The 21,204-nt window shown below is 77.4% G+C and carries 27 protein-coding genes; 24 read left to right on the forward strand and 3 right to left on the reverse strand.

What is annotated here, in order from left to right; translation table 11 throughout:
- Positions 1-12 precede the first annotated feature (12 nt).
- From trpC to ITJ85_RS07100, 18 genes are all read left to right on the forward strand, one after another.
- A complete protein-coding gene (gene trpC / locus ITJ85_RS07015; RefSeq protein ID WP_217915639.1) occupies positions 13-789 on the forward strand; it encodes an indole-3-glycerol phosphate synthase TrpC in 777 nt (258 codons plus the stop codon).
- Between the two features lie 46 nt (positions 790-835).
- Entirely contained in the window at positions 836-1,552 is a 717-nt protein-coding gene (locus ITJ85_RS07020; protein WP_217915640.1) for a lysozyme family protein, read from the forward strand.
- 34 nt (positions 1,553-1,586) lie between these two features.
- A complete protein-coding gene (locus tag ITJ85_RS07025; RefSeq protein WP_217915641.1) occupies positions 1,587-2,168 on the forward strand; it encodes a hypothetical protein in 582 nt (193 codons plus the stop codon).
- 17 nt (positions 2,169-2,185) lie between these two features.
- Complete coding sequence (locus ITJ85_RS07030) at positions 2,186-2,809, forward strand: TlpA family protein disulfide reductase (protein WP_217915642.1); 624 nt, start codon at positions 2,186-2,188, stop codon at positions 2,807-2,809.
- On the forward strand, positions 2,806-3,246 hold the full coding sequence (locus ITJ85_RS07035) for a cytochrome c-type biogenesis protein (RefSeq protein ID WP_217915643.1): 441 nt from the start codon (positions 2,806-2,808) through the stop codon (positions 3,244-3,246). The genes ITJ85_RS07030 and ITJ85_RS07035 overlap by 4 nt, the downstream gene beginning before the upstream one ends.
- Before the next feature lie 698 nt (positions 3,247-3,944).
- Positions 3,945-5,336 carry an HD domain-containing phosphohydrolase gene (locus ITJ85_RS07040; protein ID WP_217915644.1) on the forward strand — a complete coding sequence of 464 codons (1,392 nt, stop codon included), beginning with the start codon at positions 3,945-3,947 and terminating at the stop codon, positions 5,334-5,336.
- A complete protein-coding gene (locus ITJ85_RS07045) occupies positions 5,333-6,352 on the forward strand; it encodes an HDOD domain-containing protein (protein ID WP_217915645.1) in 1,020 nt (339 codons plus the stop codon). The genes ITJ85_RS07040 and ITJ85_RS07045 overlap by 4 nt, the downstream gene beginning before the upstream one ends.
- Before the next feature lie 101 nt (positions 6,353-6,453).
- Positions 6,454-7,038, forward strand: a complete 585-nt coding sequence (locus ITJ85_RS07050; protein WP_217915646.1) for a hypothetical protein — start codon at positions 6,454-6,456, stop codon at positions 7,036-7,038.
- Complete coding sequence (locus tag ITJ85_RS07055; RefSeq protein ID WP_217915647.1) at positions 7,035-7,964, forward strand: WxL protein peptidoglycan domain-containing protein; 930 nt, start codon at positions 7,035-7,037, stop codon at positions 7,962-7,964. Before ITJ85_RS07050 ends, ITJ85_RS07055 begins: the two co-directional genes overlap by 4 nt.
- Complete coding sequence (locus ITJ85_RS07060; protein WP_217915648.1) at positions 7,954-8,454, forward strand: hypothetical protein; 501 nt, start codon at positions 7,954-7,956, stop codon at positions 8,452-8,454. The genes ITJ85_RS07055 and ITJ85_RS07060 overlap by 11 nt, the downstream gene beginning before the upstream one ends.
- On the forward strand, positions 8,451-8,957 hold the full coding sequence (locus ITJ85_RS07065) for a hypothetical protein (protein WP_217915649.1): 507 nt from the start codon (positions 8,451-8,453) through the stop codon (positions 8,955-8,957). Before ITJ85_RS07060 ends, ITJ85_RS07065 begins: the two co-directional genes overlap by 4 nt.
- On the forward strand, positions 8,954-10,420 hold the full coding sequence (locus tag ITJ85_RS07070) for a hypothetical protein (protein WP_217915650.1): 1,467 nt from the start codon (positions 8,954-8,956) through the stop codon (positions 10,418-10,420). Before ITJ85_RS07065 ends, ITJ85_RS07070 begins: the two co-directional genes overlap by 4 nt.
- Positions 10,421-11,057: 637 nt before the next feature.
- On the forward strand, positions 11,058-11,216 hold the full coding sequence (locus tag ITJ85_RS07075) for a hypothetical protein (RefSeq protein ID WP_217915651.1): 159 nt from the start codon (positions 11,058-11,060) through the stop codon (positions 11,214-11,216).
- Entirely contained in the window at positions 11,216-12,628 is a 1,413-nt protein-coding gene (locus tag ITJ85_RS07080) for a GGDEF domain-containing protein (RefSeq protein WP_217915652.1), read from the forward strand. The genes ITJ85_RS07075 and ITJ85_RS07080 overlap by 1 nt, the downstream gene beginning before the upstream one ends.
- A gap of 13 nt (positions 12,629-12,641) precedes the next feature.
- Positions 12,642-13,553, forward strand: a complete 912-nt coding sequence (locus ITJ85_RS07085; protein WP_217915653.1) for a DUF72 domain-containing protein — start codon at positions 12,642-12,644, stop codon at positions 13,551-13,553.
- Positions 13,554-13,852: 299 nt separating this feature from the next.
- Positions 13,853-14,140, forward strand: a complete 288-nt coding sequence (locus ITJ85_RS07090) for a helix-turn-helix domain-containing protein (RefSeq protein WP_217915654.1) — start codon at positions 13,853-13,855, stop codon at positions 14,138-14,140.
- A 14-nt stretch (positions 14,141-14,154) separates the two neighbouring features.
- A complete protein-coding gene (locus ITJ85_RS07095; RefSeq protein ID WP_217915655.1) occupies positions 14,155-14,862 on the forward strand; it encodes a hypothetical protein in 708 nt (235 codons plus the stop codon).
- Positions 14,863-15,395: 533 nt separating this feature from the next.
- A complete protein-coding gene (locus ITJ85_RS07100) occupies positions 15,396-15,584 on the forward strand; it encodes a tyrosine-type recombinase/integrase (protein ID WP_217915656.1) in 189 nt (62 codons plus the stop codon).
- Positions 15,585-15,593: 9 nt separating this feature from the next.
- Here the strand turns inward: ITJ85_RS07100 and ITJ85_RS07105 are convergent, their stop codons facing one another.
- On the reverse strand, positions 15,594-16,088 hold the full coding sequence (locus tag ITJ85_RS07105) for a hypothetical protein (RefSeq protein WP_217915657.1): 495 nt from the start codon (positions 16,086-16,088) through the stop codon (positions 15,594-15,596).
- A gap of 52 nt (positions 16,089-16,140) precedes the next feature.
- Between ITJ85_RS07105 and ITJ85_RS07110 the strand changes: the two genes are divergently transcribed.
- Complete coding sequence (locus tag ITJ85_RS07110) at positions 16,141-16,359, forward strand: hypothetical protein (protein ID WP_217915658.1); 219 nt, start codon at positions 16,141-16,143, stop codon at positions 16,357-16,359.
- On the forward strand, positions 16,356-16,709 hold the full coding sequence (locus ITJ85_RS07115; RefSeq protein ID WP_217915659.1) for a UBP-type zinc finger domain-containing protein: 354 nt from the start codon (positions 16,356-16,358) through the stop codon (positions 16,707-16,709). The genes ITJ85_RS07110 and ITJ85_RS07115 overlap by 4 nt, the downstream gene beginning before the upstream one ends.
- 42 nt (positions 16,710-16,751) lie before the next feature.
- Here ITJ85_RS07115 and ITJ85_RS07120 read toward each other — a convergent pair whose 3' ends face one another.
- Both ITJ85_RS07120 and ITJ85_RS07125 read right to left on the reverse strand, forming a co-directional pair.
- The gene (locus tag ITJ85_RS07120) at positions 16,752-17,105 is read right to left on the reverse strand and encodes a hypothetical protein (protein ID WP_217915660.1); all 354 of its coding nucleotides are present in this window, start codon (positions 17,103-17,105) and stop codon (positions 16,752-16,754) included.
- A gap of 83 nt (positions 17,106-17,188) precedes the next feature.
- Positions 17,189-17,737 carry a hypothetical protein gene (locus ITJ85_RS07125; protein ID WP_217915661.1) on the reverse strand — a complete coding sequence of 183 codons (549 nt, stop codon included), beginning with the start codon at positions 17,735-17,737 and terminating at the stop codon, positions 17,189-17,191.
- Between the two features lie 107 nt (positions 17,738-17,844).
- On the opposite strand from ITJ85_RS07125, the gene ITJ85_RS07130 reads away from it, so the two are divergent.
- Genes ITJ85_RS07130 through ITJ85_RS07145 form a run of 4 tightly spaced genes read left to right on the forward strand, consistent with a single transcriptional unit; the run spans position 17,845 to position 21,196 of the window.
- Complete coding sequence (locus ITJ85_RS07130; RefSeq protein WP_217915662.1) at positions 17,845-18,165, forward strand: HesB/IscA family protein; 321 nt, start codon at positions 17,845-17,847, stop codon at positions 18,163-18,165.
- 54 nt (positions 18,166-18,219) lie between these two features.
- Entirely contained in the window at positions 18,220-19,407 is a 1,188-nt protein-coding gene (locus tag ITJ85_RS07135; RefSeq protein ID WP_217915663.1) for an acetyl-CoA C-acetyltransferase, read from the forward strand.
- On the forward strand, positions 19,404-20,078 hold the full coding sequence (locus ITJ85_RS07140) for a lysophospholipid acyltransferase family protein (protein WP_217915664.1): 675 nt from the start codon (positions 19,404-19,406) through the stop codon (positions 20,076-20,078). The genes ITJ85_RS07135 and ITJ85_RS07140 overlap by 4 nt, the downstream gene beginning before the upstream one ends.
- The gene (locus tag ITJ85_RS07145) at positions 20,075-21,196 is read left to right on the forward strand and encodes a serine hydrolase (protein WP_217915665.1); all 1,122 of its coding nucleotides are present in this window, start codon (positions 20,075-20,077) and stop codon (positions 21,194-21,196) included. The genes ITJ85_RS07140 and ITJ85_RS07145 overlap by 4 nt, the downstream gene beginning before the upstream one ends.
- Positions 21,197-21,204 lie beyond the last annotated feature (8 nt).

Consider the following 21,204-nt stretch of genomic DNA (forward strand, 5'->3'; position numbering starts at 1 on the left):
GTTCGGAGCGCAATGCCGACCTTCCTCGAGACCGTCGTGGAGCGGACGCAGGCGGACCTGGCGACGCGCAAGCGCGAGCGCCCCGCCGAGGCGCTGCGCGAGCAGCTCGGGCCCGCCCGCCGCGGACGCCCCTTCTCCGAGGCGCTCATCGCGGAGGGCATCTCGCTGATCGCCGAGATGAAGCGCTCGAGCCCCTCCCGCGGGCCGATCCGGCCCGAGGCCAGCGTGACCGACGTGGTGTCGGCATACCAGCGCGCCGGCGCCCGGGCGGTCTCGGTGCTGACCGAGCCCAACTGGTTCGGCGGCAGCCTCGACGACCTCGCCGAGGCCCGCGGCGCCTGCGAGCTGCCGCTGCTGCGCAAGGACTTCGTCGTCGACGAGTATCAGCTGCTGGAGGCGCGGGTCGCCGGCGCCGACGCCGTGCTGCTGATCGTGGCCGCGCTCGACGCCGAGCGCCTGGCCGCGCTGATCGCCGGGGCCTCCGAGCTCGGCATGGACAGCCTGGTGGAGGTGCACGACGAACGCGAGGTGGCGACGGCGGTCGAGGCGGGCGCCGAGGTGATCGGCATCAACAACCGCGACCTGCACTCGCTGGAGGTCGACCTCGACACCTCGTTCCGCCTGCTGGCCGACGTGCCGGCCGGGACGGTGGTGGTGGCCGAGTCGGGGATCAGCGCCACCGAGGACGTGGAGCGCCTCGAGCGGGCCGGCGTGGACGCCATCCTGGTCGGCGAGGCGCTCATGCTCGCCGACGACCCCGTGCGCGCCGTCCGCGAGCTGCTGGGGTAGCCGGCGCGCGCTCAAGGCGGCCCCCGAGGCGGCCGATGGGCGCGGTGTGACGATCGAGGCGGCATCCGGGCTGGCGGGCACCCTCGCCCGCATCCGGCAGATCACCGGCGCCGCCGTGCCCGCGAGCGGTGGCGCGCCGCCGTCGCCGGCGCCCGCCGCCGGCGGCTTCGCCGCGGCGCTCTCGGGCGCGCAGGCGGCCGCCTCGGGGGGCGTCCCCGGGGTCGGCGCCGATTGGCGCACGAGGTCGACGCCAATTGGCGCGACCCCCGCCGGCGCGACCGCCCCGGCCGGGACGATCGCCGCGGCCACCGCCCCGGGGGCGTCCGGCGTGACCGGCGCCCAGCTGGACGCCTGGATGGCGCGCAAGAACCCCGGCGCGCCGCTGGTGGGCCTGGGCGAGGTCTTCGTGCGCGAGGGCGAGCGCAACGGCATCGACCCGCGGGCGCTCGTGGCGATCGCCCGGGCGGAGAGCTCGCTGGGCGCCGACCCGGGCGCGCGGGCGCGCAACAACGCCTTCGGCTGGGGCCCCCACCAGGCGTTCGCGAGCTGGGAGCAGAACATCGCGACCGTGGCCCGCGGGCTGCGCCGCGGCTACCTCGACGACGGCCTCGTCACCCTGCAGCAGATCCAGTCGCGCTACGCGCCGGTGGGCGCGGGCAACGACCCCACGAACCTCAACTCCAACTGGCTGCGCAACACGACGCTCCTGTACGCCGAGCTGGGCGGCGACCCGGCCGGGTCGGTCGCGCTGGACCGTCGCTAGCGGGAGGGGCCGGGCCGCCCGGGTAGAAGACGTCGTGGTGCGCCGTCGCCGTCGATACGAGGTCGTGGTCGTCGGTGTCTCCGGGCAGGCCGCGTCCCAGCGCAGCGTGATCTCGGAGCACCGCTCCGAGTCGGACGCCCGCGAGAGCGCGGAGCTCGAGCGCGCGCGGCTCGAGGTGATCTACGGCGAGGGCGCCGACGCGTGGCGCATCCAGGTGCTGCACGACGGCAAGCTCGTCGCGGAGGAGCGCCCGGCGGGGCGGCCCGACGCCGGCGCGGTCGCCGGGGAGCCGCCCGTGCCGACGCCGCTCGACGCGCCCCCGCGGGGCGAGGACGATCCGGCGGACGCCGACGCCGACGCCGACGCTGACCCGTCGGCCGAGGCCGATCCGGCCGCGCCGGCCGAGCCCGGGGCGCCGGAGCCGCCCGGGGCCCCCGTCGCGGGCGGGGCCGCCCCCCGTCGCGAGCGGTGGCCGGACCTGGACGCGGAGCTCAGCGGCCCCGTGCCGGAGTGGGTCATCGAGCGGGTGGAGGCGTCCATCGCCCGGCGCGCCGAGCGCGAGCGCGGCCGCGCGCGCGACGACGACCCGGCCGACGCCCCCGGCGAGGGTCGCTAGACCGCTACGCTGCGGGGGTGGAGCACGACGAGCAGGAGGCGCCGCCCGAGGGGGGCGGCTGGGACCGGCGGCGGGCGATCGGCGCCGCCGTGGGCGGCGTGGTCGTGCTCGCCGTCATCGCGCTGCTGGTGATCGGGCTGGTCAACCGCGACATCGGCACCTCGATCCAGGACGCCCTCGACGAGGGCGAGCGCCCCGAGGCGCCGGGCCTCACCCTGCCGGTGCTCATCGCGGGCGACGGCGTGGGCCCGGTGGGGTCGGAGGTCTCGCTGGAGGACCTGCGCGGACGGACGGTCGTCCTCAACTTCTGGGCCTCGTGGTGCGAGCCGTGCAAGGCCGAGGCGCCGGTGCTCGAGCGCATCGCGTCGCGCTACCGCCCGGCCGAGGAGGTCCTGGTGCTCGGCGTGGACGTGCAGGACGTGCGCGAGAAGGCGCTCGGCTTCGCGCGGGACAACGGCCTCACCTACCCGTCGCTGCGCGACGGCGAGGACGACGCCCGCAAGGCCTTCCAGGTGCCCGCCCTGCCGGAGACGTTCGTGATCGACCCGCAGGGCCGGATCGCGCTCAAGGTGTCCGGGCCGGTGCTGGACGAGGCCCAGATCACCAACGCCGTCGGCCAGCTCCAGGCCGCCGCCCGGTGACCGTGCGGCGGCTCGTCGCGCTGGCGCTGATCGCGCTCATGGCGCTGCCCGCGGCCGCGCTCGGGCTGACCGTGCGCGACGTCGCCAAGGAGGTCCGCTGCCCGACCTGCAACACGCCGCTGGACGTCTCGAGCGCGCCGGTCGCGCAGGACATGAAGGAGTACATCGCCACCCGCATCGACCAGGGGTGGGACAAGCAGCGCATCATCGACGGCCTCGTCGACGAGTTCGGCAAGGGGGTGCTCGCGACGCCCCCCAAGTCGGGCTTCGACCTCGTCGCGTGGGTGGTCCCGGGGCTCGCCGTGCTGGCGGGCCTGCTGGCGATCCCGATCATCGCGCGCACCTGGTCGCGTCCGCGCCGCGAGGTCGCCCCGCCGCCGCCGCTCAGCCCCGAGGACCAGCGCAGGCTGGACGAGGAGCTGCGCCGGCTGGGCTGACGCCCGCGCGGCGCCGTCGCGTCGCGACCCCCGGGTCGCCCGGGGCTTGATTCGATCCCCCGCCGGGCCGATGTCGACCCCGACCGACTGCGGGGGAGGCCCGATTTGTCCGCATGGAAGCGGGGCGCGTGGAGCGTCGTCAGCCCGGAGCGGCTGGCGGAGATCATCGACCGGCTGTCCGGCGAGCGCCGGCCCGATCGGCTGGGCGCCGCGGCGCTCGACGCCGCGCTGGCCGCGACCGGCGCGCGCGGCGGCAGGCTGCTCGGCCCGCCCGCCGCCGGCGGGCCGGCCCCGCTCGCCGCCTCGGGCGACGAGCGGGGCCGCTCGGGCGTCGTCGGCGCCGACCTGCGTGGGCGTCGCGGCCCGGTGGGGCGGATCGAGGTCTGGGGGCCGGGCGAGGACCCGGCGGCCGAGGCCGCGCTGCGCGTGGTCGCCGCCGTCGCCGCCGCCGCCCTCGAGGGCGCCGCGGCCGAGCGTGAGCGCGCCGACGAGCGCGGCCGCACGCAGCGCCTGGAGGCCGCCACGGCGGCCGTGCGCGCCGCCGCCGAGCCGCGCGAGGCGGTGACCCGGGTGCTGGCCGAGCGCGCGCGCTGCTCGGCGCGCCCGCCGCCGCGCTCCTGGCGGCCGGCGCGCCCGAGCCGGAGGTCGCCGCCTACGACGGCCTCGAGCCGCTCCCGCCGGCCGAGCTGGCGGCGCTGGTGCCGCCGCGCCTGCGCGGCGACCTCGCCCTGGGCCGCTCGTGGACCGGGCCGGTGCCCGACGGCGGCGCGCTGCGCGAGGGCGGCCTCGCCACGGTGGCGCTGGCGGGCGTGGGCGAGGGGGCCGGGCTCGGCGTGCTCGCGGTGTTCTCGCGTTCGGACCGCCCGTACGCCGCCGCCGACGTCGCCGCGCTCGAGGAGCTGGCCGCCCAGGCCGCCGCGTCGCTCACCGTCTCGGTGCTGCAGCAGGAGGTGCGCGAGCTCGGGACCATCGACCCGCTCACCCGCTTCTTCAACGCGCGCTACTTCGCGAGCCGGATCGATCAGGAGTGCCAGCGCGCGCTGCGCGCGGGCGTCCCCCTGAGCGTCGCGATCATGCAGCTCGACGGCCTCGACGACCTGCGGGCCGAGGGCCGCAGCACCGCCGCCGAGACCGCCATCGAGGCCCTGGCGCGGCACGTGGCCGGGCGGCTGCGGGCCATGGACGTCGGCTGCCGCCTGGACGCGGACGAGCTGGCCGCGATCCTGCCCGAGGTGGAGGGCCTGGACGCGCTGCGCGTCTGCGAGCGCCTGCGCGCGTCGCTCGGCGACGTGCCCGAGCTCGCCGGCGCCTTCACGCTCTCCGTTGGCGTGGCCAGCTTCCCGAGCCACGCCGGCCGCCCCGACGGCCTGGTCGACAACGCGCGCAGCGCCCTGGCCTGGGCGCGCGAGCACGGCGGCGACCGCACCTTCCTGTTCCACACCGACACGGCCGAGATCCTGCGGCGCGAGGAGGAGGACCGCGGGGCCGACGACGGCGCGGTGCTCGCGACCGTGGTCTCGCTGGCGGCGTCGGTCGATGCGCGTCACCCCGCGACGCGCCACCACTCCGAGAACGTGGGCCGCGTGGCGGCCCTGCTCGCCGCCGAGGCCGGCCTCGGCCCCGAGCACGCCGAGCGCGTGCGCGTGGCCGGCCTGCTGCACGACGTCGGCAAGATCGGCGTGAGCGACGACGTGGTCGCCGCCGAAGGACCGCTCACCGAGGCGCAGGCCGCCGAGCTGTCGCGCCACCCCGAGATCGGCCAGCGCATGCTCGCGGGCAGCCACCTCGCCGGGCTCGCCGCCTGGGTGCTCCACCACCACGAGCGCATGGACGGGCGCGGGCACCCCATGGGGCTGCGCGGCGGCGAGATCCCGCTGGAGTCGCGCATCATCGCCGTCGCGGACGCCTTCGACCGCCTGGTGAGCGGCGGCCCCGGCCGCCCGGCGGTGCCGATCGGCGAGGCGCTCGACGAGCTCGGCCGGCGCGCAGGCGACGAGCTCGACCCGGCCGTGGTCGGCCACCTGCGCGCGCTCGCCGGGCGCGGCGAGCTGGGCCCCGGCCCGCGCACCACCTCGGAGGAGACGGCATGAGCACGACCGCCCCGCCCCACGGCCGCGGCGCCGCCCGGGTCACCGCGCGCCTGGTCGCCGAGGCGGCCGACCACCTGGCCGCGCCCTCGCCGGTCGTCGCCGGCGTGCTCGAGCTGCTCGACGCCGGGGCGCCGTCGGCGCGCCGGCTGGCGGCCCGGGTGGGGCAGAGCCCCGAGCTCGCCGCCCAGGTGCTGCGCCTCGCCAACTCGGCGCACTTCGGCGAGGGCGCCGATACGCTCGAGGCGGCGCTCGTGCGCCTGGGCGACCGCACGCTGCGCGCTCTGCTGCTGTCGGCGGCCACCTACCGGCTGCTCGAGGGCGCGATGCCCGCCTACGGCGCCCCGCGCCTCGCGCTGCTGCGCCACTGCGACGACGTCGCCACCATGGCGGCCGCGCTCGTGCGCCAGGCGCCCGGGGCGCTGGCGACGCACGCGCACCTGGCCGGCCTGCTGCACGACCTCGGCAAGCCGATCCTCGCCCGGGTGGCGGAGGAGCTCGGCGTGGTGGCCGACGGCCTCGCCTCGGTCGCCGACGAGCGCGAGGCGTTCGGCACGGACCACACGCGCGTGGGCGCCTGGATCGCCCGGCGCTGGGGCCTGCCCGACGAGCTCTGCGCCTCGATGGAGCACCACCACGACGCCGCGCCGCCCGACGACCCGGTCGCCCGGGCCGTCTGGCTGGCCGACGTGGCCGTCCACGCCGCGGCGGGCGACGAGGCGGCGATCGCGTCGCTGCCGGCGTCGGCGGCGGCCTGCGGGCTGGGCTCCGACGCCCTCGAGGCGCTCCTCATCGCCTCGCCCGAGAGCGAGCCGCTGCGCCGCCCGCCGGGCCTGACCGACCGCGAGGTCGAGGTGCTGCGGCTGCTGGGCAGGGGGGCCGCCGCCAAGCAGGTGGCCCGGGAGCTCGGCTGCTCGCCCTCGACCGTGCACAACCACCTGCACCACGTGTACCGCAAGCTGGGCGTCTCCGGGCAGTCCCAGGCGCTGCTGCTCGCGCGGGAGCGTCGCTGGATCTAGCGGTTTCGGCCGCAATTTGCCGACGAGGTTCCTCTACGGAGCCTCAACTCCCGTCGCCGGCGATCGATACATGGAATGGAAACGAACTGGACGGGGGAGAGATGGCGACCACGATGACGGCCTGCCCGCGGGTGTGGGCGTTGGTCGGGATCGGCGCGGCGCTGGCGCTCGCGCTCGGCGCGCCGGCCGCCCACCCCGCCACGTCGGGCGCCGAGGTGACGATCACGGCGGGATCGCTGTCGCTCGCGGCCTCCGACTTCCAGCCGCTGGCCGCGGCGCTGACCGGCGCGGAGCAGGTGCTGCCCACGACCCCGGCGAGCCCGTGGACCGTGGTCGACGCCCGCGGCACCGGGGCGCCCTGGAGCGTCGTGGCGACGGCGACCGACCTGGTCTCGCCCGGGACGCCGGCGAGGGTGATCCCGTCGTCGGCGATCGCCATCACCACCGGGCCGGTCGCCGCCGGCGCGGGGGCCGACCCGGCGACCGGCATCGCCGGCGCCACGGGCGCGGCCTTCACGGCCCCGACCGGGCCGGGCCAGACCGACGTGGCGGTGCTCGCCGCGCCCGGCCCGCACCGCGGCGCCTTCACCTTCACGCCCCGGCTCGACGTGACCATCCCCGCCGACGCGATGGCCTCCCACGCGGGCGCGCCCTACGCGACGACCCTGACCCTGACGATCTCGTGAGGACGCTCCTGGTCGTGCTCGCGCTGCTCGGCGCGCTGGCGGGCGAGGCGGCGGCCGCGACCGGCTCGCTGGTGGGGGTGCGCCCGCTCGCGCCCGATGGCAGCTGGATCGTGCTGCGGGCGGCGCCCGGCACGGTCGCGTCCGCCGACGCCGTGGTGCTGAACCTGACCGACGAGCCGCAGGCGGTCGACCTCTCGACGGCCGACGCGACCACGACGGCCGACGGCGTCTTCACGCTGGCGGGCGCCGGCGAGGCGGCGACCGGGGTCGGCGCCTGGATCGACGCGCCCACCGGGCGGCTGCGACTGGCCCCCCGCGAGCGCAGGGTCGTGCCGCTGCGCGTGCGGGTGCCCGCCGACGCGCGGCCCGGCGACCACGCCGGCGGGCTTGTGGTGCAGTCGGCCTCGGCCGCCGGCACGGCGCAGGCGGGCGGCGTGGCCGTGCGCGTGGTCGAGCGGGTGGGCCTGCGGGTCTACGTCACGGTGGAGGGCGCCCGGGTGGGCGCGGTGGCGGTCGACGGCCTGGCGGCCGAGGTGACCGGCCGCGGCGGGCTGTCGGGCGCGCTGGGGCTCGGCGGCCGCGCGGGGGTGCGCTTCGGGGTGCGCAACGCCGGCAACATGGTCCACGAGCGGCTGCGCGGCGAGGTGGCGCTGGTGGAGGGCGGGCGCACCCTCGCCACCCGGCCGCTCGACCTCGGCACCCTGCTGCCGGGCGACGTGCGGCCGGTGGGGCTCGAGCTGCCCCTGCCGCGATGGTCCCCGGGCGACTACCGGGTCGAGGTGCGCATCCACGGCGAGCCGCCGGCGACCGCCGCGGCCGGCGTGCACGTGGGCGGCGCCCGGCTGTGGGGCGCCGGGGGGCTCGCCCTGGGCGCGGTCGCGCTGACCGGCGCGGGCGTCGGCCTGCGGAGGCGCCGTGCGGCGTGAGCTGCTCGGCTGCGCCCTCGCCGTCGCGGCCGCCGCGGCGCCCGCCTGGGCGGTGCAGTCGCGCGCCGGGGTCGCGCTGGAGGGCGGCGGCCTGACGGTCGACGCGCCGTCGGTCGTGGAGCTGCCGCCCATCGTGGTCGACGGCCGGCCCGTCGCCGTGCGCGCCGCGCTCGGGCCGATCGGCGTCACCGACACGCGGCCGGGCGCCCCGGGCTGGACGCTGGTCGCGCAGGCGGACCCGCCCGAGGACCCGCTGGGGCGGCCGCTCGGCGCGCCCCTCGAGCTGGTGCCGCGGCGCCCGGCGGGCCCGGCCGCCCTCGGCGTGGAGACCGGCCGCCCCGGCGACCTCTCCGCCGCGCGCGCGATCCTCGCCGCGCCGCCGGGCTCGGGGACGGGGCGGCTGGAGGTGACGCCCGTCGTGCGCGTCACGGTGCCCGCCGACGCACCGAGCGCCGTCTACACCACGACGCTGGTGGTGACGGTCTCGTGAGGTGGCGCGGCTGCCCCCTCGTGGTCGCGGCCGCCGTCGCCGCGGCCGGGTGCGCCGCGCCGGCGGCGCCGGGCGGCGGGGCGGCGGCCGCCCCGACCCACCCCGCGGGGCCCGGCTCGGCCATGGCCGCCGCCCCCGGGGCGCCGCCCCGCTCGGCCCCGTTCGCGATCGTGGCCGGCTCGCACTCGGCCGCCGCGACGGCCCGCGTGGCGGCCGGCGGCCGGGCCGAGGTGGCGTTGCGGGTGGCCAACGCGTCGGACGCGCCCCGCAGGCTCGCGCTCGTCGCGCGCGCGTCGTGGCTGCGCGTGCCCGGCACGGTGCGGGTGCCCGCCCGCCAGAGCGTCGCCGTGACCGCCGTGGCGGCCCCGCCCGCCGGCACCCCGGCGGGCACCCTGCGCGGCGCGGTCGCGGCGCGTGGCGGCGGCGACGCGGCGGCGGCCGTGTCGGTCGCCTACGAGTCGGTCGTCCCCGTGGTCGTCCACGTGACCCCCGCGGCCCGGTGACGCGGCGGCCGGCGGCCATCCTGGCCGGCGCCCTGGCCGCGCTCGCCGCGTGGGCGGGCGCGGCGGCGGGGCACGGCACGACGACCGTCCCGGCCACGACGCCGGGGCCCGTGGCGCACGGCGCGCTCAGCGGGCTGGCGGCGGCCGGCGACGCCGGCGACGGCGACGCCGCGGCGACCCTCGCGGAGACCGACGCCGGGATGCTCGCGCCGTCGGTGCACCCGTCCGGCGGGGGCTTCGACGGCGGCATGGGCGGCTGGACCGCCGCCGACCAGGCGATCGGTCTGTGCACCATCTCCTCCGGCCACACCGGCGACCACGGCGGCTCGCTGCGGGCGGGCTACGCCGCCCTGCTCAACCTGCTGGGCCTGCTGGGGGAGTGCCGCACGAGCTGGCGCAGCCCGAGCTTCACCTGGACCGGCGGCGCCCCGGCGGCCGTCGCCTTCTCCATGGACCGCCTCGTCGACGTCAACGGGCTCCTCAACCTGGTGACGGTGCGATGGACGGCCGTGCTGGTCGACGAGACCGCGCCCGGCGAGCGCGTGCTGCTCGGCGGCGTGCGCGCCGCCGACGAGGGCTGGACGACGCAGTCGGCCACCGGGCTCGGCGCGGACGCGATCGCGCACGGCCACACGTACCACGTGCGCATCGACGTCCGCATCGAGTCGGCCCTGAGCCTCGTGACCGGCATCGGCTTCGGCGCCGACGAGGTGGCGCTCACGATCACGCCGCAGGACCACCGCGCCGACGCCGAGATCCGCGCGTCGGGCGTCCCGCGCGGCAGCACGCACACCCTCGAGCTCGCCGCGCGCACGACCGGGGAGCCGTTCGACGTCCGTCTGTGGGACGGCGCCGGCTGGGCGACCCGGGCCACCGTCAGCGGGGCGGGCCCCGCCTGGCAGCCCGTGGCGATCGGCCTCACGCCCGGGGAGTGGAACGGCGGGACGGTGCGCGTGCGGCTCGTCGCGACGGGCGCGGGCCCCGACGACACGGCGGACGCCCTGTCGCTGGAGCACGCCCGCGTGGTGGCCACGGGCGGCATCACCGTCTCGGGGCCGACCTCGGTGATCCTGCCGCCCGTCGCCCTCACGGGGCTCGCGCCCGCCGTCACGAGCGCGGCCCTCGGCCCGATCGAGGTCGTCGACACCGGCGGCGCAGCCCCCGGGTGGTCGCTCACGGCCACCGCCACGCGCTGGCGGCTCGACGGCCGCCCCGGCGAGACGCTGCCGGAGGACGCGCTGAGCGCCGCGCCCGTCGCGCCCTGGAGCCCCGACGGCTCCGACCTGTCCGGCGTCGCGGCCGGCGCCGGCGGCGTGCTCGCCGCGAGCCCGGCCGAGCTGATGCGGGCGGCGGCCGGCGGGGGCGTCGGCACCTACCGCCAGAGCCCCCTGCTCAGCCTGGTCGTCCCAATCACCGCGATGCGCGGGGTGTACCGATCCGAGATCACGCTCTCCGCCGGCTGACGGCCGCGGCCGCCGCCGCGCTCGCGCTCGCCGCCCCCGCCGCCGCGACGGCGACCGAGCTGCGCCTGCCCGTGCTCAACGCCGACGCGCCGGCCGTCCGCATCGTGGCGCCGGCCGACGGCGCGCGCCTGGTGGCCGGGCGGCCGGTGGCCGTGCGGGTGGTCGCCGAGCGCGCCGAGCGGCTGGCCATGGCGGTCGACGGGGTCGACGCCTGGTCGGCCGACGCCCCGGCCCTGTCGGGGTCGTGGACGCCGACGCCGGGCAGGCACCGGCTGGTGGCCGTCGGGAGCCGCGAGGGCGCCCCCGACGCCGTGGACGCGATCGAGGTGGTGGCCGTCGCCGAGGCCGGGACGGCCGCCGGCGCGCCGCCGGCCCCGGCGGGGCCGGCCGCCCCCGGCGCCGGCGATGCGCCGTCGTCCCCCGCGCCGGCCCCCGCGCCCGCCGACCCGCGGCCCGGCGCGGGGCCCGTGCGCGCCCCGGCCGCGGCCCCGGGCGCCCCCTCCCGCGGCGGCGCCGCGCCGGGGCGCGCGCCGGCCGCGGCCGGCCGGGGGGGTCGGGCGCCGGCGAGCGCCGCCGCCGGGGACGCGGCGACCGCCGCCCCGGCGGCCGCGCCGCCGACCGGCCGCTGTGGCGCCGCGTGCTGGCGGCGGAGGGCGCGGCCGCCGCGGTCGCGTTCCCGCTCCTGCTGCTCGTGGCCGCGGGGGCGTACGCCCTGCTGCAGCGGTTCATCGACGGGGGGAAGAAGCTGGCCTGGCGCGGCCGCGGCGCGGCCGACGACCAGGTGATCGAGTTCTGATGGCCGGCCGGCGCGCCTACGACGGCGAGCTCGACCGCCGCCCCTGGTACCAGCTCGAGGACCGCCACGGCGGCATCCTCGCGGCCCGCCTCGCCGGCGGGGCCGCCGCGGCCGCGGGCGTCGCGCTGCTGCCGTCCGGCCACGCCCCGGCGCCGGCCCTCACGGCGACGCTCGCGTGCGCCCTGGCCGCCGCCCTCCACGTGCTGCTGTGGGCCGTCCCCGCGCGGTGGCCGCGCCGCCTGCGCCTCGCGGTCGACCTGAGCCTCGTCGTCGACGCGGCCTGGGTGGGCGCGCTCACCGCGCTGGCGGGGGGCTCGCGCGCCGCCGTGGCCGGGCTCTTCCTCGTCACGGCGATGTGGGCGGCCCTCGGCTACTCGGCCCGCACCGGCCTGAAGGCCGCGGCGCTCGCCTCTCTCGTGTTCCTCACGCTGGTCTGGCACGACGACGGCCGCCTGTGGAGCGCGGCGTCCCTCTCGCGGCTGGCCTTCTTCTGGATCGTCCTCGCCGCCGCCATCACCGGCGCGGCCGCCGGGGAGCGCGAGCTGCGCGTGCGCGCCGAGCGGCTGGCGGTGCTCCACGCCTCGGCGCGCGGCCTGCTCGCCGCGCCGGGGCGCGACGCCATGCTGACGATCGCGCGCGACGCCGCGGCGTCGCTCATGCCAGCCTGGCGCGCGGCCGTGCGCCTGGGCCCCGCCCGCGACGGCATCCGCCTGGCGCGGGCGGGCGACGACGGCGTGGTCGTGGTGCCGGTGCACGTGGACGGCCGGCCCGCGGGGGCGATCGAGTGCCGGCGGCCGCTGCTCGCGGGCCGGGTGCACCACCGCATCCGGCTGCGCGAGGTGAGCGCCCTGGAGACGCTCGCCGCCAACCTGGGCAACGCGCTATGGCGCGCCGAGCTCACCGCCGCCGCGGAGCGCCAGAGCCTGACCGACGGCCTCACCGGCCTGGCGAACCGCCGGGCGTTCGACGCCGAGCTGGCGCGCCGGCTGGCCGAGGTGGGCCGCGCCGAGGGCGCCTCGAGCGTGGCGCTGTGCCTGTTCGACATCGATCACTTCAAGTCGTTCAACGACACGTTCGGCCACCGGGCGGGCGACGGGGCGCTGTCCGCCGTGGCGGGCGCGATCGCCGGCGCCTGCCGGGCCACCGACATCCCGGCCCGCTACGGCGGGGAGGAGATGGCGGTGATCATGCCGGGCCTCGGCCTGGCCGACGCCGAGCGGGCGGCCGAGCGCATCCGCGCCGCCGTCGAGGCCACCGACGTGCCCGAGCGCCTGGTCACGGTGAGCGTGGGCGTCGCCGCCACGTCGGGCGGCTGCTCGGCCGAGCTGCTGATCGAGGCCGCCGACCGCGCGCTCTACGAGGCCAAGCGCGGCGGGCGCAACCAGGTGGTCGCGGGCGCCGTCGCGGCGTGATTCACTGGCGCCCGTGTCCGGGCGCGACGTGCGGGTGGGGACGGCCTCGTGGACCGACCCCGAGTTCATCAAGGCGGGCTGGTACCCCGCCGAGGTGAAGGACGACGCCGAGGGGCGCCTGCGCCACTACGCGTCGCGGTTCCCGATGGTCGAGGTCAACGCGACCTTCTACGCCCTGCCGACCGTCGACACGACCGCGTCGTGGGCCGAGCGCACGCCCCAGAACTTCCGCTTCCACGTGAAGGCCCACCAGGTCGTCTCGGGGCACCCGTCCGACCCGGCGCGGCTGCCGCCGCCCCTGCGCGAGCTGCCCTTCGGCGCCGACTCCCGGGGGCGCATCCGCCGGCCGAGCCGCGAGCTGCGCGACGCGGTGATCGACGCGCTGCTGGAGGCCTGCGGGCCGCTCGGCGACAAGCTGGGCGCGATCCTGGTCCAGCTGCCGCCCTTCGTCGTGGCCGGCGACGAGCAGCGCGCCGAGCTCGCCCGCATCCTCGGCCGCCTGCGCCCGGCCCGGGCCGCGGTGGAGTTCCGCCACCGCTCGTGGGCCGAGCCCGCCGAGGTGGCCGTCACCACCGAGCTCCTCGGCGAGCACGACGCCGCCTGGGTGTGCGTCGACGCCCCGCGCAGCGATGCGAGGAACGTCATGCCCACGATCGTCGAGGTCACGAGCCCGGCGCTCGCCTACGTGCGGCTGCACGGCCGCAACGCGGCCTCGTGGAACACCGGCCGCACCGTGGCGGAGCGCTTCGACTACCGCTACTCGGACCAGGAGCTCGAGGAGTGGGTCGACCCGGTGCTCGAGATGGCGGAGCGCGCCCAGGAGGTGGCGGTGGTCTTCAACAACAACGCCCGCGACCACGCCCTGCGCAACGCGGAGCGGTTCGGCGAGCTGATTTCCGCTGCAAAGGAACGGGTTTCGGACTGACGGCGTCCCGGGTGCTGGCCCGCGCACAATGGCGCGTGGGCCAGCAATTCGGGCCAGTATTGGCCCAGGATTGGCCCACGAAGTCGAGGACGCTATCCAGCGATGCGGCGCGGCGACCGCCCGCTCTTGGCCGGTATGCGGGACGGTTAAGCCTTCGTCGGCCCACTGGCGTGGACCGGGCGCAATCGGGTACCTTGCGAGAAACACGCATACGAACGCATACAACGAATACAACGCACATAGCGAAGCATCCGCGCATAGCGCTACGATGCGCCGCATGAATGGGAGGAGCGACCAAGGTGCCGCAGCTGACCGGCTCGCGTCCGCAGCTGCTGACCACGAAGGAGGCGGCTGATCTCCTTCGTGTCAGCCAGAGGACGATCACGCAGTGGATCGCAGAGGACCGGATCCCGTACGTCCGGCTTCCGGCGGCCGGGGAACGCCCGACGTTCCGAATCCCCCTCGCGGGGCTCTTGCGGACGCTCACGGGCAACTTTGATCTGGCGAGCGAGCTCGCAGACCTCGATCAGCGCACGGCGGCTGTGAAGCTCACCGAGGAGCAGGTGATGGACATCTTCAAGGACTAGAGGAAGGGCGAAGCGTGCGGCTGGTCGTCATGGACACGAGCGTGCTGCTGCCGGCACTCCTGGCCCCGGGGGGCCGCCGGCGGCAGCTCCTGACCGTGCTCGCCTACAGCGCCGTCGCGGCGTACCACGCCTTGATCGGGAGAGCGGAACAGGAGGCGATGAACGCGATCACGGCGGAGATCCCCGGGGCGTCCACCGGGGGCCTGCCCGTTGAGACTCTCATCCAGAACGCCGGGGACGCTCGTACGATCCTGGACGAGTTCATGCCGGCCGTCACCCCGACGGAGTTCGTCATGACGGCGTGCCCGCTGCTGTTCGACGAGGTCGAGGGGAAGATCCTGGAGCGCGGCCACATCTGGGGCGCGTCGCCGGACGACGCCAAGACGTACCGGCGCGCCCTCCTCGCTGTCACGCCGTTCATCGTGCCCCCGTACTCGGCTGGTGACGTGAGGGACTACGGCCTCGGGGACCCCGACGACAATTTCCTGATCCACAGCGCGATCGAGGCGCAGGCCGAGTTCGTGATCAGCGACGACAAGAAGGTCGCGCCCGACGGCGGGAGCGTAAAGATCGAGTGCCCGCTGACCGGTCGGACGGTCACGGCCATCCAGGTCAACGACTTCGTCGAGGACTACCTCAACAACTCGAACTTCGACCTCTCCGCCGTTTCCGGCGCGGGGTTGCCGCTTGCCCTGCGCGCCATGCTCGTCGGCGCGCCATAGGGTTTCTCGACTCTTAGGCCCCCTCGGCCTAGCGGCGCGCTTCCCGCAAGTACGGGGTCGCTCCATGGGGTCTTGAGCAGGGGGGGTGGATCACAGCGCCCGCGCTCCCGGGCTCGGTGCGGTGGGGGACTCACGGCGGAAGAAACCGCTCCGACCGCCCGGTGTCGTACACTGTTAACCGGTCAATCAGTTCACGCACCGGCTGACGCCCGACCAGGTCTCGCACCTGGACCGCCGCGCACGAGAGCGCGGCATCACCCCGTCGGCCGTCGTGCGAGCGCTCATCGATCGCGACCGGCTCGACGAGCGAGGCGTTGTCATCGTGAAGGGCACGCGTGACCGCTCTGGCGAGATCGTGGAGCCCAAGAGCCGGCGAACGCGCGAGGTCCCTATCGGCCCGGACCTCGCCTCTCGCCTGCGCCGCCATCGGATTGCCGCTCCGCGCTCGGGCGTCGGGGGGCGAGTCTTCTGGCGCTCGCATCGCCGGGCGTGGGAGCGGGTGCGCGAGGCGGCCGGGCGCACCGGAGCTACGCGTGCACGACCTCCGTCACACGGCCGCGACGTTCTGGCTTGCGGCGGGGCTCACTGTCCATGCCGTCGCCGAACTGCTCGGGCACGTCGACGCGGCACTCGTGCTGCGGCTCTACGGACACGCTCTGCCTGCCGAGGTTTCCACGGCGGGCGAGCGCATGGAGGCGTGGCGGGCAGGTCAGCGAGCATAGGCGGCGACTTCAGCCTGGCAGCCGACGGTCGCGCTGAGCCCGTTCCTTCCGCGCGGTCGCGACAGCTCGCCGTCGCTCGTCGATCGCTCGTCCGGCGTTATCGGGCGACTGTTCCTTCATGTACCCGACGGCTTCTTCGAGGTCGAGGTAGCCGCCCGCATGGAGGCTGTTCAGGATCGCCGTGGATGCTGAACCGGCGACGACCCGCAGGCTGTCGATATCGCTGATCGGCGGGTTAGTGCGCGACGCTGATTCATAGGCAGCGAGAGCCGTGACCCGCGCCTCGCGCTCCGAGAGCCCGAGTGCCTTCAGGGCGTCGAGTAGGTCGGAGAACTCGGCCCGCGATGCCTTCTTCGCGGCCCGCCGCTCGCCACGGGATGGGCCGTTCGCGGCCACAGCGTGCGACGTCATATGGTCCTCGACGAGCGCACGTAGTTTAAGAACGAAGCCCGCCGACAGGCGAGCTCGCTCATCATTCGGGAGATCGCGGAGCCTCGGGCTCATAGCCTCTCCATCGCCAGCGGGCTGAACATGAGAAGCCAACCCCAGGAATTAGATGAGTCACAACCACTTCACGCCGAAGGATGGATTCGATTGGTCCAGCATTGGCCCGGCTGTGGTCATCGAAGAGTGCGAACCGCATAGCCAAGCCGTTCTCGCGGCGCGGGCGCTGCAGTTCAACAACAACGCCCGCGACCACGCCCTGCGCAACGCGGAGCGCTTCACGGAGCTGCTGCGGGCGGCCGCGCCGGGCGGCGCGGGGGAGGGGTCATGAGCGCCGTGCCGGGGATCGATCCCGACGTGCCGCCGAGCGGCCCCGGCTGCGCCGAGTGCCTCGCCGGCGAGGGCGAGGGCTGGTGGTTCCACCTGCGCCGCTGCGCGCAGTGCGGGCACGTCGGCTGCTGTGACTCGTCGCCGTCGAGGCACGCGAGCGCCCACGCGGCGGCCACCGGGCACCCGGTGGCGCAGAGCTTCGAGCCGGGCGAGGACTGGTTCTGGTCCTACGCCGACGAGCGGTACGTGCGCGGGCCGGCGCTCGCGCCGCCGCGCGAGCACCCGCCCGACCAGCCGGTGCCCGGTCCCGCCGGGCGGGTGCCGCCCGACTGGGTGTCGCGGCTGCGGTAGGCCGCGCCCGCGCCGGCCCCCGCGGGGGCCGGCGCGGGCGGATCAGGTGGCGTGCTCGCTCTCGCCGCCCTCGTGGACGCGCTCCTGGTCGGGGTCGCCGTACGTCCCCCGGGCCGCCTCGGCCTCGGGCTCGCCGGCGTCCTCCAGGATGCGCTCGGTCCCGTCGAGCGGCCCCTGCTCGGCGTTGTCGACGAGCTCGGCCTCCGACTGCTCGAAGCCCTCCGCGACCCCGCCGCCGCCCTCGATGACCGGCACCATGGCCGGGTCGAGCGGCTCGTCGGATCCCGCGCCGTCGACCGTCCGGAAGCCCTCGTCCTCCAGGCCCCGCTCGAGCTCGGCGCGCTGCTGCTCCACCTGCGGGTCGAAGTCGTCGTCGGGAGGTGGTGCGGTGCCCACGCGGCCTCCTTGTCGGGTTGCGCTGACGCGCCCTGTCTACCCGCCCGGGGGCCGGGCGACGCAGGGCGCGCGCCGCGGTCGCGCTACGCGGCGGGCTCCGGCCCCGCGGGACGCGGTGCGCCCCGCCCGGCCGGGCGCTCCACCGGCGCGCCGGCCTCGGCGGCCATCCCCTCGATGAGCACGGCGGTGTCGACGGCGGCGGGGGTGTCGGTGTCGGCCGCCGTGTCGGCCACGTGCCACGCTTCCCGGGCGAAGTAGGCGAGCCGCGCCGCGGCGTCGGGCCTGCCGACCGCCTCGCGCGCCTGGGCCTCCAGGTAGTCCAGGATCTCCCGGCACTCGCGGCTGGTCCACCCGCCGCCCCCCTCCGCGTCGCGGCGGCGGATGAGGATCCACCAGACCACGCCGAGCAGGGGCAGCTTGATGAAGATGAAGGCCGCGGTGACCCAGGCGGCCAGCACGCCCGGGCTGCCGGCCCCCGCGGCGAGCAGGGCGATGAACATGCCCAGCGTGAGCAGGACGGCCACGCCGACCACGGCGCCCGCGAGCACGGGCGTGCGCAGGTCGCCCTGCCGGTCGGCGAACGCGCGCGCGAGCGGCGAGCGGCGCCGGGCCGCTGTGCGGTGCGGGTCCACGCGCCGAGGGTACACCGCCGGGGGTCGTTAACGGGCGAACGAGGTTGCGGGCGTCCGGGGCCTTTGCCACACTCGACGAGGCACGGCGTTCCGAATGCGAGGTCGAGATGCTGACGCTCACCCCGGAGGCGAAGGACAAGCTGCGCAGCCTCATCGCGGCCGAGGCTGACCCCCAGGCCGGCCTGCGGGTGCAGGTCGTGCCGGGCGGCTGCTCGGGATTCGAGTACGACCTCTCGCTGAGCGCGCCCGCCGAGGGCGACGAGGTGGTGGAGGACGGCGACGTCCGCGTGATCGTCGACCGCTTCAGCGTCCCCTACCTGCTCGGCGTGCAGCTCGACTACGAGGAGGGCTTCCAGGGGGCCGGGTTCCTCATCAACAACCCGAACGCCTCCGCCGCCTGCGGCTGCGGGAAGAGCTTCCAGGCCTGATCGCGGCCCCGGCCCGCCGCAGCATGCCCGCGCCGCCGGCGCCGGGAGGCGCCCATGGGTGACGTGGTCATCGCGAGCGCGGTCCGCACGCCGATCGGCGCGTTCATGGGCGGCCTCGCGTCCGTGTCGGCGACCGCGCTCGGCGCCCGCGTCATCGAGGAGGCCGTCCGGCGCGCGGGCGTCGACCCGGGGCGCGTCGACGACGTGCTGATGGGCAACGTCCTGCAGGCCGGGCTGGGCCAGAACCCGGCGCGGCAGGCGGCGCTCGCCGCGGGTCTGCCCGAGTCGGTGCCCGCCACGACGGTCAACCAGGTGTGCGGGTCGGGCCTGCGCGCGGTGGCGATGGCCGTGCAGGCGATCCGCGCCGGCGACGCCGAGGTCGTGGTGGCCGGCGGCATGGAGAGCATGTCGCGCGCGCCCCACCTGCTGGACATGCGCGCCGGCACGCGGATGGGGGACGCGACGGCGGTCGACTCCATGGTGCACGACGGCCTGTGGTGCGCGATGTGCGACGTCCACATGGGCGTGACGGCCGAGAACGTCGCCGCCGAGCACGAGGTCTCGCGCGAGGACCAGGACGCGTTCGCGCTGGTCAGCCAGCAGCGGGCCGCCGAGGCCATCGCCGCGGGCGCGTTCGACGACGAGGTCGCGCCGGTCAGCGTGCCCGCCCGCCGGGGCGACCCGGTGGTCGTGGAGCGCGACGAGTTCCCGCGGCCCGACACGACCCTCGAGGGGCTGGCGCGCCTGCGGCCCGCCTTCGACCGCGAGGGGACGGTCACCGCCGGCACGTCGTCCGGCATCAACGACGGCGCCGCCGCCGTGGTGGTGATGAGCGCCGAGGCCGCGCGCGAGGCGGGGGCCCCCGTCCTCGCCGTGGTGCGTGGGCACGCGTGGGCCGGGGTGGCGCCGCGGGTGATGGGGATGGGGCCGGTCGAGGCCGTCCCGGCCGCGCTGGCGCGGGCCGGCGCCGAGCTGGCCGACGTCGACCTGATCGAGCTGAACGAGGCCTTCGCCGCGCAGTCGCTCGCGGTCTCGCGGCGCCTCGGGCTGGACCCTGAGCGGGTCAACGTCCACGGCGGCGCGATCGCCCTGGGCCATCCGATCGGCGCCTCGGGCGCCCGCGTGCTGACGACCCTGCTGCACGGCATGCGCCGCCGCGAGGCCCGCCTGGGCCTGGCATCGCTGTGCATCGGCGGCGGGCAGGGGATCGCGATGGTCGTCGAGCGCCCCGACGGCGGGTGAGCGACCCGGCGGACGAGGTCCACTGGCGGCCGGTCCGCGGGGGCGTCTGGGCGCCGATCTGGTGGTTCGGGCGCGTCCTGCTGTGGGTGACGGCGCCGTGGCTGCTCGGCTACCGGGCGGCGGGGCGGCGCCGGGTGCCGCGCGAGGGGGGCGTGCTGGTGATCGCGAACCACCTCGCCGACATCGACCCGCCCGCCCTCGCGATGGCCGTGATGCCGCGCCGGGCGGAGTACCTCGCGGACGCCCGCCACTTCACGAGGCGCTGGCTCGCGACCCTGCTCTTCGCGCTGGGCGCGTTCCCGGTGCGCCTGGACCGCTCCGACCTGCGCGCCCTGCGCCACGCGCGCGAGCGCCTGCAGGCCGGCGGCCTCGTGATCGTGTGGCCGGAGGGCACGCCGAGCTGGGGGCCGCGGATGGGGCCGTTCCGCGAGGGTGCGGGCCACCTCGCCCTGACGCCCGGCGTCACCGTGCTGCCGGCCGCGATCTGGGGCACCCACAAGGTGCTGCGCGGGCGGCGCCCCGTGGGCCGCGGCCCCGTGCTGGTGGCCATCGGCGAGCCGTTGCCGGTGCCCGCCGAGGGGCCGTCGCGCGAGCGCGCACGGGCGGTGGTGGAGCAGGCGCGCGCGGAGATCGAGCGGCTGCTCGAGCCCATGGTGCGGGCCCACCCGTGATCGCCCACGCCGCTCCGCCGCCGCCCGTGGTGGCGGCGCCGGCGGTGAGCTTCGGGCGCATCGCGGTGCGCCTCGGACCCGGCACGAGCCGCGTCGAGGTGCAGGCCGACGGCCGCATCACGCACCGGCGCCGGGTGCCGGCCGGCCCGCGGCGCATGTCCGTGCCGGTGCCCGCTGGCGCCCGGGCGGTGCGGGTGCGGGCCACGGGCCGCGGCGGCAGCCGCTGGTCGGCCACCGTGCGGGTGCGCGTGCTGCCGCCCTCGGCGCGCCGGGCGGGCCGGGTGCCCGGCTTCGTGGACCGGCGGCTGCAGCGCGACGTCGACGGCCTCGTGGCCCGCCTGCCGGCGATCGCGGGCGTCTACGCGCAGCACCTGGTGACCGGCTGCGGGGCCGCCCGCAACGCCGACGCGCGGTTCCCGGCGGCCAGCACGCTGAAGGCGGCGATCCTGGTCGACGCGGTGCGGAGGGGCCGGGCCCGCGAGCTGCGCGGCCTGCTCGACCGGATGGTCATCGACTCCGACGACCGGGCCGCGAACCGGGTGCTCGCCGCCCTCGGCGGCGGCTCGGGCGAGGCGGGCGCCGCCGGCGTCACCGACACCCTGCGCCGGCTGGGGCTCGGCCGCTCGCTGGTGCGGCGGCCGTACATCGTGGAGGACGCCCGGCACCCGCTGCCGGTCACCGTCGAGGCCGCCCCGGCGCTGCTCACGAACTTCGTCACCACCCCGTACGAGCTCGCCCGCCTGATGGTCGCCGTGCACCGCGGCGCGGTGGGGCGCGGCGGCGTCGCGCGGCTCGGCATCGGGGCGGCCGCCGCGCGCGCCGAGCTGCTCGCCCGGCTCCTCGACGTCCGCGACGCCACCAAGCTGCGGGCGGGCCTGCCGGACGCCGTGCCCGTCGCCCACAAGAGCGGCTACACCCGGGAGGTGAAGCACGACGGCGGCATCGTCTACCTGCGCAGCGGGCCGGTGGCGGTGGCGGTGATGACCTGGAGCGCGCGCGGCGTCACCGACGCGGCGGGCGATGGCCTGATCGCCGAGGTCGCGCGGGCCGCGCGCCACCGGCTCGGCCCGGGGGGCCGGTGCGACGGCCTGCCCCTGGCGCGCCCCCGCGGCCGGTAGGTTGCCGC

Source organism: Miltoncostaea marina, assembly GCF_018141525.1.
Classification (GTDB): Bacteria; Actinomycetota; Thermoleophilia; order Miltoncostaeales; family Miltoncostaeaceae; genus Miltoncostaea; species Miltoncostaea marina.